Raw genomic sequence first — 16,326 nt, forward strand, 5'->3', positions numbered from 1 at the left:
CTAGAACAAGCCGTCCGAGGACATCTGCTTCAAAGCGCGAACGAGATTCGCGTTTTGTTCTTCCGTAATATAGCCGATATGCCCGATACGAAATACATCATCGGCTAGCTTCCCGCCGTTCGGGCATAACCACATGCCATAATGCAACTTAGCGCGATCGACGATAAGCTTCGCATTGTGCTCGGGGCAATAAAAGGCGCTCACCGCATTTGACGGGCTCTCCGCAACCAACCGCAAAGACGTTGAGGAAAGCGCTTCGCGCACGGCAAAGGCACGTGAGCTTATCTCACGGCGCTCCGAATCAATACCGGTTTCGGAGATAGACCTTAGTCGGGCATTGATTTCAAGCACGATCGAAACCGCAGGCGTCCAGGGCGTCTGCCCTCTGCCCGCATTGCGCAAAGCCTCCTTGAGGCTCAGATACTTGCAGGTCTCAGGGTTAGAATCTACTCGCTCCTGCGCCGCAGGGGACAACGCTACGATGGACATACCGGGATGGCAGGCAAGACCCTTCTGAGAGCCCGTAAGCACCACATCGGCGCCGAGTTGCTCCATGTCGAGCTCGTCGGCAATGAATGCGCTAACAGCGTCAACAAGCAGAGTTATGCCGCGAGACCTGCAGAAATCGGAAATCAGGGGCATATCGTACAGCAAGCCGGAAGACGTCTCGTGCATATTGACGAGCAAAGCGGTAACCGCATCCCCCACACAGGATTCCAGCATCTCGCGCGTGATTTGCTTACCGAAATCAAGACGCACCTCGTCAACCTCGTGGCCGTGCAAGCAGCAAAGGTCCACGAAACGCTGGCCGAAGCTGCCGCCGTTCACCACTGCCACATGTTCACCAGGCCTAAGGACATCCATGACGACAGCCTCCATGGCACCGGTGCCCGACGCAGTCAGAAAGACGCAGCGGGAGCCATCCGGGGCATGCAGCAAATCGAGCATAGCTCGCTCGCACCTTAAGACCACATCCGAAAACTCGGGGGTACGAAAATACGGCGCATCCTGGCCTGCAACGGAAAGCACCTCATCAGGGCTCATAACCGGCCCTACGGTAAAGTTCAGCATCTTATTCGCCTCTTCCAATCTCACCATACACCACGACATGAGGCCTCCGAAGGCTCACTTCCCCCGAAACGGCCCGAAACGCGAGCAGCGTGCCGAGTGACAAAGCGCCCTACGAATCCATCCCCAAATCAAGTTCCTTCGGAGCGTGATTTCGGCGCTGATCCTCCGGCGGCAACTGATTCCAAGTTCGACCATACTGCGTGCGCAAATAGCCCTCGACATCCGCGGGAGCAAAAAACTCCTTGCCCTCAAATTCTATGGTGCCCGGAGGCAACAGCATGCTCTTTGGATAAGGCTCGATTGCCGCATACGAAGACGCCATCAGCATATCGGACTTTGGATCATCCTTCGCAATCATAGCTGCCTTATCGAACCCACGATTGATGCGCTCCGGGGACAAAACCACACGCGCTATACGGTGCGCTAATCGACACGCAATTTTTTCCACCACTCCGAGCGCCCCCTTATGCGGCACCACGATGTGCTTGGAGTGATACAGGTACGAAAGGCTCTGCCACATTACGCAGCGCCTACGTTGCCGCTTCGCCGCAGCCGGCTCGGCACAAACAGCGTCATACGGGAAGATATCTACGAAAACGCCTTGGTCAAACCCGGCTTCTTCCGTTTCATCGGTTACAAAACGTGTGCCTTTCAGCATAACCTTCGCAAATAATGCCGCCTGACGAGGATTCGATCGGGAGCAAGTCGCACGGAACCGATTCCCCAAGGCTGCGGGGGCAACCTCTAGGAAACGCTCGTAGTCATCGCGCGGCATACCTAAGTCGATATCGTCATCCCAAGGAATGAAGCCGCCATGGCGGCGAGCTCCGAGCACGGTACCGGAGTCTAGCCAGTATGCAATGTCATATTCACGGCACACCCGATCGATGTCCTTCAAAATCTCCAGTTCAGCAAGTTGCAAGTGCCGCAACATATCCTGCTCGTATCGCATAGCGGTCTTCCTGACTCTCCTTTGATCATTTGCGAGCCGCAAGCTGCGCTGCACGTTTATAAAAATCAGCTAGCCACGTCGAAGTCTGCGCGATGTCGAACCCATGAGAGCGAACCAGTTCAACCCCGTCATACCGTTCGCCATTCAACGCAGCATCAAGCTGCTGCATACACGTATGAGCCCATTGCTCGGCACCAGCCTCCAAAGCAATGCGCTGCGCATTCCCGCCCATGAGCGCACTCGCAGGAACGCCCTCAGACATGAGGACAGGTAGCCCGGATGCCTGCGCTTCAATAGCCGCTAAGCCCAACCCTTCTTTTATAGAGGGAAACACAAAAGTATCCGCAGCCCGCAAGACGGCAGGAATGTCATCTACAACACCCAAGAAGCGCACCGCGTCGTCAAGTCCACGGCTTGCAACCGATTGCCTCAAAGAACGCTCCAGCTCCCCCCGCCCCGCAAGCACCAAAGCAGCTTGAGGGTAACGCCTGCGAACAATCTCAAACACATCAAACAAAAACTCGTGGTTCTTCACCGGAATCAAACGCCCGACATGACACACCACCGGCCTACCAGCAAGTCCCATTTTCTCTTTTGCCAACTCATGAGACGAGGAATCGCACGTATAACGCTGAGCATCAATGCCGTTTGCCAAGACAGAGAATGAATCCCCTTCGACAACGCCCTCCCCAAAACGGTCAAGCCCCGCTTCGCGCGAGCAGCCAATAAAGTAATCGGCAATATGGCGAACGGGACGCGCGATCAGGTTAAAGACCATCCCTTTTAGACCCGGCTCATAATTCTGCGCATGACTATGCGCGATGGCATATTTGCCGGCACGCTTAGCCTCACTTAAATAAATGGGCGCGCAACTGCCAATGTGCCCGTGCACTACCGCCCACTCAGGATGCGCAGCAAACAGCTCGCGACACTGCTTTCGATAGGCATACTCATTAAATCCCGTGAAGCGCGGGACACGGAAGAAGCGTCCGCCCAGTTTGCGAATCTCGGCATCATAATCACCGTCACGTTGCTCATGGACCAAAAAATCAAACTGAATGCAGCTTCGATCCATGGCACGGTACAGATTCATCACCATGGTTTCAGCACCGCCGCGATCCATAACGCCTATTACCTGCAGAACGCGAATCATGCCTCAACCTCCACAGAACCATTTGCATCATGAGCGTCCTCGGTCGCGCTCCTGCGCGCAAGTCGATCGGGCCCACGCCGCACCGTATGCACCAAAAAACCCAGCAACACGAGCACGCCAAGCAAACACGCACCCGCACCCGCAAAGCTCACGCCATTCATATCCCATGCGTTCACGCATGCAAACGTTAAAGGGATTACCGAAACGAATGCCATCACATTGCCGGCAAAATTCGCCCAGAAACGACGCAACGTAATAAGTAAGTCGCCAAAGAACCACAGAAATGCCGTTGACGCAGTGGACAGGATGATGGGCTGCAACAAGTACACGTACGGTGCAATGCATTCGCCAAACAACAACTCAAGCGCCCAAGCGCCAATAAATTCGAGCACGATAGCACACGCAGCAGTAACCCCAATAATCCCTAGTACCGTTTTGCGGAGCAGCGCCAAAAAACCTTTGATGTCACCTTCGAAGAACATGCGTGGGAAAATGTCCAGCAACGGACCGTATAAATACTGCGCGCCCATCTGGATAACCAATGCCGGCGCGGCCACAGATGCGTAAATGCCCAACGCAGCATCACCCGAAACCATAGCCAAATACTGCTTTGGGACGGTAAATATGGCGCTAGCAGCCACGGAGGCAACCACCGCCGGCAAAGACGTACGCAGGAAAAACGCCGCTTTCTTTGCCGAAAGGTTTACCGTCACGCGTGCAAAACGGCGACAATGCGGAACATCAAACAGCACCATCACCAGCGTTACCGCCACCAGCATGGCAACAATAGCAAGGTTGAGGTTTTGCGTAAGCCCATATACCACAGCAAAAGCCGCAAGCGTCGATACGCCTTGCAGCATGAACGACTTGCCGATATAGTCCATGCGACGGTTTACCTGATCTTCGCCATGCAAGATGTCAATAAGCAGGCCAACCGCCTTAAATGCGTAGAACAGCGCTACGGTCGCCAAGGCATACGCCGCACAAGTAAACCACGCATACACCATGCACGCCACAAACGACACTGCAAGCGTCAAGCAGCGGAAGCCCATATATTCGCCCAGCGTGTTTTCACGCTTTATGTCGGAAATTTGATACGTCCCCATCTTGTAGTTGGCAAATGTGCCGAAAATACCAACCACGGACATTGCAAGAGAAAGCAAGCCGGCGTTATCGAACGCTCCCGATGACAGACGAACAACCACAATGGTGGTAAGCCATTGACATGCCAAATACGTCATGGAGCCCGCAGAGTTCCACAGCATGTTCGCCTTCACGGACAGTTGCTTGGGAGCGCCGCCCTCTTTCGAATTATGCGCAGACGCTTCGCTCATAAGCGATAGGCCTCCATCACATGCACAGGGCGCGCGTTTTCCGCAGGCGGCGTACGCCAGTCGCCATACTGAATGGAAAGATACTCCTCGAAACCCGACGGAGCAAAATACTCACGATCCTCAAAGGGGATGCGAATCGGTTCGAGCAAATCTTTGGAGAACATTTTCTCCAGCTTTCCTTCGCCTAAGACATCAATGACGAGGGTTGATGCAGAATCTGCTGCGTTCATGCGCAACGCAATACGATCGAGACGCTCAGCCAACTCATACAGGTCTTTGTTTTTCACAAACGGGCACACGATACGTTTGACCAACTTTACAAACGCGTTTGTGCCAACAGACGGATCGGCTACAGCAAAGCTCCGAAGCAGTCCCGTGCGTTGATGTTGCTTCAACAGGGCAGGACCCTGTTGTTCACTAAAATGCTCTAACGGAAACACATCAACCCACACACCTGTAGCAGCTTTTTTACCCACGAAGTTCTCGAAAATAACGGTAGTGGTATCCACAATCTTCGCAAACTGATAAATGGACGACTTATCGCGATACGACACCAGCTTGAAACGCTCAGTGGTACGCCACTCGTTGAAGTTCGCCATAAGCAGTTCGTACTGATCGCGCATCATGATAATGCCCATGTCGTCGTCCCATGGAATAAACCCCCCATGGCGCACGGCGCCGAGCAAGCTGCCATAACCCAAAAAATACTGCACCCCATGCGCTTGGCACACGCGGTCTATCTCATCCATGATCTCAAGCTCGATGGATTTCATGTCATCAATAGTCAGACGTTCCATAGACGCTACGCCTCCTTCGCGCTATTTGCGTCAGGAGCGGTATTCGTTCGCTCTTGCGCGTCAGCCAATGCTTGATTTTGCACTAAGTTACGCACTTTCGCACGCAGCTGCGACACCTCGACGGTAGCGTAAAACTGACGGATGACCAGCACGGCGATCACATAAACGAACACGAAGTTCGCCGGACTCTCAATGCTGAATAGATCAGCGAAGAAAAACGGGATCTGACGGAATACGCCCATAAGCACCAAACTGAGCGCGAACAGGAACCAAAACGTGGAATCGGCAATGGTGACTTCGGCCTTGCGGATTTTACGCAGAATCAACCCGAACGTCAGCAGGGCCCCAATAAGCAAGGTCGCAGAAAACAGCAGGCTCACTTCTTCCTCCTAAACCACTGCACCAGCAAAATCGAAATGCTCATACGCAGCATGTACGCAACAGACTTAGTGAAATTCAGGTAACTTTCGCCAGCAACACGCTCGCGCATTTCGACCTGCATCTCCTCAACCTTATAACCCCATCGCATCAAAAGCGAGATGGTGTCGGGTTCAGGACCGAAGTCAAGCTCGTTGGCAAACAGCGGAATCATCTGCTTGTCAAACAAACGCATACCCGATGTAGGGTCCTGAATGCGCTTCCGTGTTGTCAGCATAATCATGGCGCTGATCAACACACTCCCGGCCATGCGCGCGGAAACGGGCTTCTTTTGCGTAGCGAACCGACTACCGATGACAATGTTCGCCTCGGCACGTTGAGCAACTTCAACCATCTCATCGATATAAGCCGCTGAGTGCTGACCGTCAGCATCAAATTGAATAGCGTAGTCATAGCCGTGTTCGAGCGCATAACGCATGCCCGTCTGAAAAGCACCAGCCAGTCCTAAATTTACCGGAAGGTCAACGTAGTTATACCCTCGCTCTTTGCAGATATCGAGCGTCTGATCCTTTGAGCCATCATTGATAACCACATAATCGATGTCCGGAACGCAATTGCGTAAATCTTCAATAGTGGAGACAATGTTGTCCTGCTCGTTATAGGCCGGGATAACGGCCAATATGCGATTTCGTCTCATGAATCTTCGTGCATCCCATCTAGTGCGGCATCTTGGCGAATGCTCCTTAGCGGTCGACCGTATAGTATACCACACGCGTTTTTTCGCACCCTTGACCCATACACCTTAGGCACACGCAAGCGTTAACCGGTCAAACACGACACGGCGTCAATAAACAGCTGCCGAATGGAGAGGAGTTCTATCGCACCCGGAGCGAAATCTCCGCAATATCGAGCAATACGGTATCCTTATCCAAGCAAACAACGCTCCGTCAATCAAAGGCATCGAATGGTTCGCTATAACAATAAAGACGCAAACTCAACAAATACTTCGCTGTGCATATTCTCCGCGCTTTACGCCCCAAGCATGGGCGGAGTGGAGATGTACACGGAAAGCCTTGCGCGCGCTTTAGCCGACGCAGGCTGCAAGGTCACCATAGTAACCATGAACACCCACAATGCGAAAAGCTACGAACGCGATGGCAATGTAGAAATCATCCGCCTACCCGCGCTTAACGTTCTTGGTGGCCGCTACCCGTTACCGAAGCTCAACACCGAATATCGCGCAGCCATGGAACGTTTAATCAAATCACATCCGAACTACGTAGTGGTAAATACGCGCTTCTATCCGCTATCTCTTGCCGGCCTTTCTTTTGCGCAAAAGCTTGGCATCACCCCTGTGCTTATCGAGCACGGATCAGCGCACTTGGCAATGGGAGGCCGCGCAACTAATGCAATCGTCGAAGCGGTCGAGCACGCGATGACCACCCTAGATAAGCTGCAGCATCCAACATGCTATGCAGTATCAAAGAAGGCCAGCGCTTGGCTTGACCATTTCGGCATCACATCAGCAGGAGAACTGCCCAACGCAATCGATGCCGATCGATATGCGGCCAACGCATCCCAACGTGATTTTCGCGCAGAGCTGGGCATCCCCGCCGATGCGTTGCTTGTCGCATCGGCGGGCAGGCTGATTCCCGAGAAGGGGGTACTGCAGCTCGCTCAAGCTGCGCAAATGCTTGAGCAGCGCAACGTGAACGTGCAGATAGCCGTAGCAGGAGCCGGTCCGCTCGAAGACCAGCTAGCAGCTATGAGCATCCCCACCATTCACCTGCTCGGCAGGCTTAACCGTGCAGATCTTGCGGCATTGTTCACGCAAGCGGATGCATACTGCCTTCCATCACGATCCGAAGGCTTTGCGACCACATTGCTCGAGACGGCGGCATGTGGAACGCCGGCGATCGTCACAAACGTAGGCGGTACAGACGAGCTTATCCCCAACGCAAACTACGGCACAATCATCAGCGACATGGAACCCGATAGCATTGCAGACGCATTGCAAAACGCGAGCAACAACCGCGAAACGCTCAAAGCCCAAGGCATGGCGGTAGGCAACCGCGTCCGAGAAATCTGCTCTTGGAAACGAACCGCAGAGCTGACATTGGCGGCGTGCAAGGCCGCACAGGACAGCAAAAGGCGTTAGGAAACCGAAGTTCCCCAACGCCTTGATATCAAGTCGAGCCTGAAAGACAAACGCTAGCTAACCCTCCACCGCGGTTATCTTGTACAAACGCATATCGCCTTCCGCAAGAACAACCTCAAATCCCGGAGTGTCATCACGTATCGAGTCAATGCCGCGCCACTGCTCTCCCTCTCCGTAGGTAAACAAATGAGGACTCACAACGTATGGTTCCCCTTGGTCGAGCTGCAGGACATATTGCCCATCGATTGCGGACACCGCTTTCTGAACGTCTTCCCTGGTGGCAATCTCGCAGAGATTATCGCGGATTATTCGACTCTCCATCGTTTCCCTAGGAACGTCGTAGTCGCGTGTATGCCTGAAATAGGTTCGCAAATCATCTGCGGCAAACGCAAAAGCCGACCCGTCATCCGGAACGTTGATAATCAGGGCATCAGACGGCACCGCATGCTTGACTTCCTGGACAAACGCCTGCTCGGCATCATCGTACACAGAAGCAACCGATGCTCTGGTATGCAGATCGCTCAGCACCGATCTAAACGCAATGGCTCCAGTTTGCGACCCTGGAGCAGGTATTCCCGGAAACGTCGAACCTAGCACCGCAAACAGCGCAAGGCAGGCAGCAATAACCGCTGACACAGGAAACGAGACTGCACCTTTTCGCGCTTTTTCGACAAGCAGGATGGCCCCGCGCCAGCATGCATACAGACCCATTGCCGCTAAAAAGATACCGATCAACGACGCCATAGCACCGCAGCGCCACGGATCGGTATACCAAAAGCCGCCAAATATGTGCTTCAACGGGCCATCGGAGTATCCGTTCACCACAAAAATCAAGCACGCAAACGCATACGAAAACGACAGCCAAAGATACCTACGGTGCCAAAAGGTCCAAGCGGCCCCGACAATGATGAGTCCAGCCAAGACGATCTGAGACCCTTCGGCCATGAACCCTACGACCAAGGCATCTTCAAAAGCCTCCAACCTATCTGCATAGGGAAGCCAGGTATGCTGAACAACAGAAGCCAAAAAAGGAGCGTTATAGCATGCCATCCAAATTGCATATATGGCAGCAAGAGCAATTGTGCCGAACAAGATGCGCATAGCAACGCAGGATTTCCCCTTGCACCTCATCGACAGCGGAATACGCGATACCTGCCAGATGCAGAAGGGCGCAAGCAACACGGCAAGCGTGAACACAGCATTCGGCTGAGCCAAGGCAAGTGACATCAATGCAAAGAAGAAGAAGACAAGGCCGATGCGCTGCTTACGGGAGCAACCAGGCTGAAACATCAGCAAAAACGTAGCTGCGGCCGCAGGAATAAGGCAAAATGCCGACATGTTCGGATACAACGGCCCAAAGAAAAGGAGCATCCAAGGAAACCCTGCAAACAGCAGCGTGCAGAATGCGCCAAAAGGAATGGCAGCCTTTCGGTCATCGAACATCACACGCATAAAAGCAAACGAACCAGCCGGGAGAACAAGCGCCGCAAAGACGAAGTTTGCAACGTTTTCCGCAAAAGCAGTTGTGACTCCCATAGAAGTGACTGCTAATGCAGCTACCGAATACCATGCGGTCGGGTAAAAACCGCCGCCAGGCAAAGGATTGATGGCGGCATCGCTAGCTGACGAATACAACGACGAAGCAAATGGCGACCAAACCCCCGAGTTGACAAAGCTTTGAATAGTTCCTAGGTGGCTAATATTGTCGAATTGCTGCGCATATGAATAAGGGGACCCTAGATACCACACGAACAAACCGCCAGCAAACACGCACGCAAACGCAATATAGCCAAGAAGGCATGCACTATCAAACGATAGCCTGCCACCAAGCGCCGTCCCATGATCCGACAGGGAAAATGAGACAGGATGCTTCCGCTTGAGACCGAAACGCAGAATCGCAAAAATAATCGCAGCTAAAGCAAGCAGCGGACCCGCCTGCGACGCCCAGCAAGACCAAACACCGAGCTTCTCGTATGCCAAACCAACCAGTACGTATGCGGCCACACCCAAAAGCGGAGCCAGCGAGAACGCAAGACAACGCGACACGCCGAATCCGCGCAGCATAAGAAACCCTGGGCCGAACAACGATATCGCGACTATGGCAGTCGTCAGACAAAACAAACCCCACATGGGAGGCACCTTCCTTATGGTATTTAGCAATATCAAACTATTTTACGTTATGATTTGAACAGTTTGGCAAAATAACGGCGCAGCTTACAGCACAGGCGCCAGATCAACCAAAGGACGAACATGAGCGAATCGCTTGTATCGATAATCGTGCCGATTTACAACGCAGGCCCCTATCTGGAGCAATGCCTGGACAGCATCGTCGGGCAAACGTACGACAACCTGGAAATCATCTTGCTCAACGATGGCAGCACCGACAATTCGCTTTCCATCATGCAACGCTATGCCGCCAACGATAACCGTATCAAAATCATCGATAAGCAGAATCAAGGTTATGGCGCCACGTGCAATCGAGGCCTAACCGAAGCTACTGGCACCTGGATCTCCATTGTGGAACCTGACGACTGGATCGAACCTGGCATGTATTCCGACATGCTTGCCTTTGAGAGCGGTTTTGCTCAAGCAGGGACGCCGCTCGACATCGTGAAAACACCGTATTGGCGCATCTGGATGCCCGACACCAAACAGCAGCGCAAGCTGAACTGCAGCTACAAAAACCGCATCCATCCTGCAAAGCAGCCTTTTGCTATTGCCGATGCAGCGCACCTGCTGTGCCATCATCCATCTATCTGGTCTGCCATCTATCGCAAATCATTCTTGGACGATCATGGCATTCGCTTTAAAGAGATTCCTGGTGCTGGCTGGGCCGACAATCCATTCCTGGTTGAAACGCTGTGTCAAACAGACCGTATCGGCTACTTCGACACCGCATATTACTGCTATCGCGAGGAAACACCGGAAAAATCGAAGAACTTCGCCCACACGAACACTTTGCTGCCACTTGAGCGTTGGAACGATATGATGGATGTTCTCGAGCGGTTGAACGTCACTGACGAACGCATTCTGCGAGCTCACAACAGCCGCGGATTCACCTACCTGTCCGGCATCATCGAAGAGGTCGACCTGGCCCACGATGACGTTCGCGCGGCCGCAAAGCACATGTTCGAGCGTATGGATGCAAACCTGGTGTTTACCGACAACGAGGTCTCACCGGGCATGAAGCGCCTTTACGCAAATCTGAGAGGCATCCCCTGCCCGAAAATCAATCCGCTTCCTCACATGAAAGGCTTGCTGGGGCAAGGTATTTACAATCTGAAAAACACCGGAGTAACCAACACACTTCTTGCCACGAAGAACTACCTAACAAAACGAAATCGACGTGAGGGAAAATAAAGTCAATGGGGCTGTATCAAAAGTGATTTTGGTACAGCCCCTTTCTTGTGCCCAAGATCCCGAGGCCGCGCCGGCCGCCGCGAAGCGATAAGAAGAAAAAAGAGGGGGCGGTCCTACGCCGTGGCCCCCGGCGCCTTCCTCGACTCTGCGAGGAAGAGCTTCCGTATGTTGTGGCCGGTGGCGACCAGCCTCCACTCGAGCGTCACCTTCTCGAGGCCCCTCAGCGTGAACCTCCTGAACCCGAGGTTCCGCTTGATGTCGCCGAACACGGTCTCCACGTCGACGGAGCGCCTTTTCCTCAGGGCGGACCCGGCCTCGGTGCGCAGCATCTCGCTTGCGCGCCTCCTGTACTCGTTCAGGGTCGGGTTCACCTGAATCTGCCTAGGCGCGTCCGGGTCCTCCGACTTCGAGCACCTCTCCCTGCGCGTGCATCCCGAGCAGTCCGCGCATTCGTACACCCGCACCGTGCTCTCGTAGCCCAGCTCCGACACCCGCGAGAACTCCCTGGTGAGGCCGAGCGTGCGGCCCTCCGGGCAGGTGTACGCGTCGTCGGCCTCGTCGTATTCCCAGTTGGCGACCCTCATCTCGTCCTCGCGCCACTTCCTGTTGCGGCACTCGCGGAAGAACTCGGCGTGCTTGACGTAGGTGAATCTGAATCTGAATCTACCCCGATTCCATTGACACCTTTTACGCCGCCCTTGGGCGGCCTTCGCCATCCGGCCAATTGGCCTCTTCGAACTCGGCCGGGCTCATGTAGCCCAGCGCCGAATGGGTCCTCGCGCGGTTGTACACCACCTCGATGTACTCGAAGATGTCGAGCGCGGCCTCGTCGCGCGTGGCGTAGACCCGCGCGTGCACGCACTCCGACTTCACGATGCCCATGAGCGACTCCATGGCGGCGTTGTCCCACGGCGAGGATATCGAGCCCATCGACGGGCGGATTCCGTGCTCGCGCATGGTCTTGGACAGCAGCAGCGACACGTATTGGGCCCCGTGATCCGAGTGATGCACGCATCCCTTGGGATTGTTTCGCCTGGCCAGCGCCATCTTCAGCGCCTCGTCGGCGAGCTCCGCCGTAATGCTCGGGCCCATGGCCCAGCCGACGATCCGCCTCGACCATATGTCCATCACCAGCGCCAAATACAGCCAGCCCTGCCGGGTCTTCACATAGGTGATGTCGGCGAACCACGCCATGTTGGGGCCGTCGGCGCTGAACTTGCGCTTGACCAGGTCTTCGGCCGATTCGCGCTTGGCGGCGCGCTTCTCGCCCGAGGGGCGCTTGGCGCACGCGCGCGTAACGCCGCGCCATCCGCGTTCGCGCATGATGCGCGCCACGCGCTTCATCGACGTGCGCACGCCCATGCGCCTCAGCGCGAAGAACGCCTTCGGCGCGCCGTATATGCCGCGCACCTCAGCCCTGACCTGGGAAATCAATTCAGCGAGCTCCTCGTCGCGCATCGCGTGCGCGCTCAGCGGGCGACTCTTCCAGGCGTAGTAGCCCTGACGGGTCACCTTGAGCGCGGCGCACATCTCCGAGACCGGCCACCTGCCCTCGTTGAAGAACACGAACTCGAACTTCGCCCTCTTCGCCGACCCTCCTACAGCTGCCTGCTGGCGAAGAAGGCGCTCGCTTTTAAAAGTATCTCGTTCTCCCTCTTCAGCCGCTCGTTCTCACGCTTGAGCCTGCGCAGGTCCTCGGCCATCTGGAACGAGTTGTCGGCCGCCCCGCAATCGGCCGCGTCGGCCTTCTTGACCCAGTCGGACAGGCTTCCGGCGTCGCAGCCCAGCCCGCGCGCCACCTCCGCGTAGGTCGTCCCAGACTTCTTGTAAAGCTCCACGGCCTTCTGCTTAAACTCTGCCGTGTACCTTGGCGATGGGGCTCCCATATCTGCCTCCTATCCTCCGTTGCCCGCATCATGCGAAACGGAAATCGACTTGTCAACGGGAATGGGGCAGATTCAGATTCACATGCCGGTGAGCCACATGAGGTTCACGTTCTCGCGGGTGGCCGCCGCGATCTTGCGGCTGGAGTAGATGCCGCTGGCGTAGCAGAACAGGACGACCTTGAGCATCATCGACGGGTCGTGGGCCGAGGCGCCGCCGCCGGGGTAGGCGGACTCCAAGACCGAGCGGTCCATGCCGTCCACGATCGAGTCCACCACGCGCACGAGCGCGCCCTCGGGAATGAGCTCCTCGACTGAGGGCGGGAAGAGCATGGGCTGGTGCTGCATGCAGGGCTTGAACTTCGGGTTCGCCATCTGTCCTCCTGACCCGGGAAACTGATGGCTATATTCTATGGTACGGGGATGCGGACAAATAGTTGGACCGAGTCGGTCCGGTTAGGAGTTCGCGAATGCCAAGCTACACGGACGAGCAGAAGCGCAGGGCCGTCGACATGGTCGAGGAGTGCGGCGGATCGGTGACGCGCGCGATGCGCAAGCTGGGATATCCCACGTGCCAGACGCTGTACCACTGGCCGAACCGGCGCGATGCGTCGCACGAGAGAAGGGCCGGCAGGCCTTGGAGCCATTACGACCCGGCGCTGAAGGCGCAGGCCGTGGCGTTCGTGAGGTCGGGCATGGCCGGCAAGGACGTCGCCGAGATGCTGGGTGTGTCGAGCGCCGCGGTGGTCTACAATTGGGCCAGAGCCGCAGAAGACCCGAGCCCCGCGGCGGCGGACAGGAGCCCCATAGAACCCATGAGAGATTCCGACGACAGGGCGTACGACGGCTTCGAGGGAAGCCCGGAAGAGCGCGTGCGCAAGCTCGAGCTCGAGAACGACATACTGAGGGCGGCGGCGAAGGTTTTAAAAGCCGAAAGCCCCAGCCCGATGACGAACAGGGAGAAAGCCCTGGTCATAAACGAGCTGCGGGCGACGACGGGAAGAAGCTTGAAAGAGCCCACCGATTCCTTGAGGATATCGAAGAGCTCCTATGAGTACCAGCGAGCGGCGCTCTGCAGGCCGGACAAGTACGCCGAGCTGCGGGCGCGCGTGCGCGAGGTGTTCGAGGGCGCGAACGCCTCGCGCGGCTACCGCTACGTCACGCACGCGCTGCGGTCGGGCGACGACCCGGTGGTGGCGTCCGAGAAGGTGGTGCGGCGCATCATGCGCGAGGAGGGCCTTTCGGTCGTGTACGCGAAGAGGAAAGCGAAGTACAGCTCGTACAAAGGCGAGATATCCGATGCGCCAGAGAACCTGGTCAACCGCGATTTCCGTGCCGACGCCCCTAACGAGCTGTGGCTCACGGACATCACCGAGTTCGGCCTGGCGGACGGCAAGGTCTACCTCTCCCCGATCCTCGACTGCTTCGACGGAGGGCTGCCCGCCTGGTCGATAGGCACGAGGCCCGACGCCGAGCTCGCCAACAGCAGCCTCGAGGCGGCGTGCGGCACGCTCCGCGAGGGCCAGCGCCCCGTGGCCCACTCCGATCGCGGTTGCCACTACCGTTGGCCGGGCTGGATAGCGATCTGCGACGAAAACCACCTGACCAGGTCGATGTCGAAGAAGGGATGCAGCCCGGACAACTCGGCGATGGAGGGATTCTTCGGCAGGCTCAAGAACGAGTTCTTCCACCATCGGGATTGGTCGGGCGTGACGACACCCGAGTTCTGCCGCATGCTCGACGCCTATCTGAGATACTACAACGAGGAGCGGCCGAAGGAGAAGCTGGGCTGGATGAGCCCGATGCAGTACCGCAGGAGCCTAGGGCTGGCGGCGTAGCCGGTCCAAGGAAATGTCCGCATCCCCTTACCTATTCTATCATATCCCCATGTCAGAGGCCATTTTATGCTATTGCGACACCAGCGGGGAGGCTGTCTGGGGAATCTGAAAAAAGAAAGCCCGCCAAGACTTTTCCGATCTTGGCGGGCCGAGCTGTAACACTAGTTTTGATACAGCCCCATTTCATTCAAGAGAGCAATTGAATCTAAATCTGCTCAAGATATCTAGAGAGCCTTTCGCTCCAATCATCGGGCTCAAAGCCAGCAGACTGAAGCTTGCCCAGGCCTAGCGCCGAGTGAACGGGACGAGGTGAAATCGGGCCCTTGGCGCTGGCGTAGTACTCGGCGGTCGAGACGGGCTTGACGGCGTCGGCGTTGCCGTTGCGCAGCTCGAAGGCCTTCGCGGCGATGTCGGCCCAGGAGGCGACCTTGCCGGAGCCGGTGAGGTTGTACGTGCCGTAGACGCACGGGCTGTTCGGCCCCTTCTCGCCGTCGCGGTAACCCAGCAGCCAGAAGATGCCCTCGGCCATGTCGCGGGTGAAGGTGAGGCGGCCGAACTGGTCGTCCACCACCGTCACTTGTTTCAGCGAATCATCGGGGTCGGCGCAGCGGTCGGAGAGCGCCGCCATGGTCTTCACGAAGTTCTTGCCATCGCCGATGACCCAGCTGGAGCGCACGATGTAGTGCCTGGGGCAGTTGCCCACGGCGATGTCGCCGGCAGCCTTGGTCTGTCCGTAGACGCCGAGCGGGCTGAAGGGCTCGTCCTCGTCGTGCTCCTCGCGCGTGCCGTCGAAGACGTAGTCGCTGGAGACGTGCACGAGCGTTATGCCGTGCTCGGCGCAAACCTTGGCCAGCAGCGCCGGGCCCTGCGCATTCGCCGCCCAGGCGGCGGCGCGGCCCTCGGGGGTCTCGGCGGCGTCGACGGCGGTGTAGGCGCCGCAGTTGATGACGGTGCCGTAGAGCGTCCAATCGACCTTGGAATAGTCGGCAGGATCCGAGAAGTCGAACTCGTCGCGGTCGCCGAAATCGAAGGATTCCGCCACGCCGCGCTCCTCGGCGAGCTCTCGCACCGCGCGGCCGAGCTGGCCGTTGGCGCCGGTGACGAGCGTGCGGCGGGGCGCCATGGGGACGGCATCCTTGAGCATGGGGTGCGCCTTGTCGGCCTCGGACAGCTCGCACTCGTCGAGCGGGATCGGCCACTTGATGCCGAGCCCGGGGTCGGCGAGGTTGACGAAGGTGTAGGTCTTCTTGAGCTCGGCGGACCAGTGAGCGTTCACCAGGTAGGTGTAGGCCGTGCCGTCCTCGAGCGCCTGGAAGGAGTTGCCCACGCCGCGGGGCACGTAGATGGCCTTGGAGGGGTCGATGACGCACGTGTAGACCTCGCCGAAGCTCTTACCCGGGCG

General features: G+C 56.7%; 15 protein-coding genes and 1 pseudogene. 3 read left to right on the plus strand and 13 right to left on the minus strand.

Annotated features, from left to right (window positions below; genetic code table 11):
• The 7 genes from Q0G75_RS01960 to Q0G75_RS01990 all read right to left on the minus strand — a co-directional run bounded on the left by Q0G75_RS01960 (position 1) and on the right by Q0G75_RS01990 (position 6,364).
• Positions 1-1,071, minus strand: a complete 1,071-nt coding sequence (locus tag Q0G75_RS01960; protein ID WP_294359913.1) for an aminotransferase class V-fold PLP-dependent enzyme — start codon at positions 1,069-1,071, stop codon at positions 1-3.
• Positions 1,072-1,180: 109 nt separating this feature from the next.
• Positions 1,181-2,023, minus strand: coding sequence for a phosphorylcholine transferase LicD (locus Q0G75_RS01965; RefSeq protein WP_294359911.1), 843 nt, complete (start codon positions 2,021-2,023; stop codon positions 1,181-1,183).
• Positions 2,024-2,048: 25 nt separating this feature from the next.
• Positions 2,049-3,176 (minus strand): glycosyltransferase, encoded by a 1,128-nt coding sequence (locus tag Q0G75_RS01970; RefSeq protein WP_294414786.1) that lies wholly within the window; start codon positions 3,174-3,176, stop codon positions 2,049-2,051.
• On the minus strand, positions 3,173-4,510 hold the full coding sequence (locus Q0G75_RS01975) for a hypothetical protein (protein ID WP_294414785.1): 1,338 nt from the start codon (positions 4,508-4,510) through the stop codon (positions 3,173-3,175). Before Q0G75_RS01975 ends, Q0G75_RS01970 begins: the two co-directional genes overlap by 4 nt.
• Positions 4,507-5,307 carry a phosphorylcholine transferase LicD gene (locus tag Q0G75_RS01980; RefSeq protein ID WP_294414784.1) on the minus strand — a complete coding sequence of 267 codons (801 nt, stop codon included), beginning with the start codon at positions 5,305-5,307 and terminating at the stop codon, positions 4,507-4,509. The genes Q0G75_RS01975 and Q0G75_RS01980 overlap by 4 nt, the downstream gene beginning before the upstream one ends.
• A 5-nt stretch (positions 5,308-5,312) precedes the next feature.
• Positions 5,313-5,687 (minus strand): DUF2304 domain-containing protein, encoded by a 375-nt coding sequence (locus tag Q0G75_RS01985; protein ID WP_294414783.1) that lies wholly within the window; start codon positions 5,685-5,687, stop codon positions 5,313-5,315.
• Positions 5,684-6,364 (minus strand): glycosyltransferase family 2 protein, encoded by a 681-nt coding sequence (locus Q0G75_RS01990; RefSeq protein ID WP_294417697.1) that lies wholly within the window; start codon positions 6,362-6,364, stop codon positions 5,684-5,686. Before Q0G75_RS01990 ends, Q0G75_RS01985 begins: the two co-directional genes overlap by 4 nt.
• 285 nt (positions 6,365-6,649) lie before the next feature.
• Here Q0G75_RS01990 and Q0G75_RS01995 point away from each other — a divergent pair, with 285 nt between their 5' ends.
• A complete protein-coding gene (locus tag Q0G75_RS01995) occupies positions 6,650-7,843 on the plus strand; it encodes a glycosyltransferase family 4 protein (RefSeq protein WP_294414781.1) in 1,194 nt (397 codons plus the stop codon).
• Between the two features lie 57 nt (positions 7,844-7,900).
• Here the strand turns inward: Q0G75_RS01995 and Q0G75_RS02000 are convergent, their stop codons facing one another.
• Positions 7,901-9,973 (minus strand): DUF6541 family protein, encoded by a 2,073-nt coding sequence (locus Q0G75_RS02000; RefSeq protein ID WP_294417699.1) that lies wholly within the window; start codon positions 9,971-9,973, stop codon positions 7,901-7,903.
• Between the two features lie 120 nt (positions 9,974-10,093).
• Between Q0G75_RS02000 and Q0G75_RS02005 the strand changes: the two genes are divergently transcribed.
• Positions 10,094-11,203 (plus strand): glycosyltransferase, encoded by a 1,110-nt coding sequence (locus Q0G75_RS02005; RefSeq protein WP_294414779.1) that lies wholly within the window; start codon positions 10,094-10,096, stop codon positions 11,201-11,203.
• Positions 11,204-11,316: 113 nt separating this feature from the next.
• Here Q0G75_RS02005 and Q0G75_RS02010 read toward each other — a convergent pair whose 3' ends face one another.
• The 4 genes and pseudogenes from Q0G75_RS02010 to Q0G75_RS02025 form a co-directional block, all read right to left on the minus strand.
• Positions 11,317-11,919: a transposase gene (locus Q0G75_RS02010; protein WP_294414778.1), complete on the minus strand. Its 603-nt coding sequence runs from the start codon at positions 11,917-11,919 to the stop codon at positions 11,317-11,319.
• Positions 11,891-12,790: pseudogene (locus Q0G75_RS02015) on the minus strand (IS3 family transposase); the annotation flags it as partial. The pseudogene Q0G75_RS02015 and the gene Q0G75_RS02010, both read right to left, overlap by 29 nt.
• An 11-nt stretch (positions 12,791-12,801) precedes the next feature.
• Complete coding sequence (locus Q0G75_RS02020; RefSeq protein ID WP_294414777.1) at positions 12,802-13,089, minus strand: transposase; 288 nt, start codon at positions 13,087-13,089, stop codon at positions 12,802-12,804.
• Positions 13,090-13,167: 78 nt separating this feature from the next.
• Complete coding sequence (locus Q0G75_RS02025; RefSeq protein WP_294414776.1) at positions 13,168-13,461, minus strand: transposase; 294 nt, start codon at positions 13,459-13,461, stop codon at positions 13,168-13,170.
• A gap of 95 nt (positions 13,462-13,556) precedes the next feature.
• Here Q0G75_RS02025 and Q0G75_RS02030 point away from each other — a divergent pair, with 95 nt between their 5' ends.
• On the plus strand, positions 13,557-14,924 hold the full coding sequence (locus Q0G75_RS02030) for an IS3 family transposase (protein WP_294414775.1): 1,368 nt from the start codon (positions 13,557-13,559) through the stop codon (positions 14,922-14,924).
• Between the two features lie 205 nt (positions 14,925-15,129).
• Here the strand turns inward: Q0G75_RS02030 and Q0G75_RS02035 are convergent.
• On the minus strand, positions 15,130-16,326 hold a 1,197-nt coding region (locus Q0G75_RS02035; RefSeq protein WP_294417701.1), incomplete at its 5' end, for a sugar nucleotide-binding protein.

Origin of the sequence: uncultured Senegalimassilia sp., from assembly GCF_934636665.1 — a bacterium.
In the GTDB taxonomy this organism is placed as follows: Bacteria; Actinomycetota; Coriobacteriia; order Coriobacteriales; family Eggerthellaceae; genus Senegalimassilia.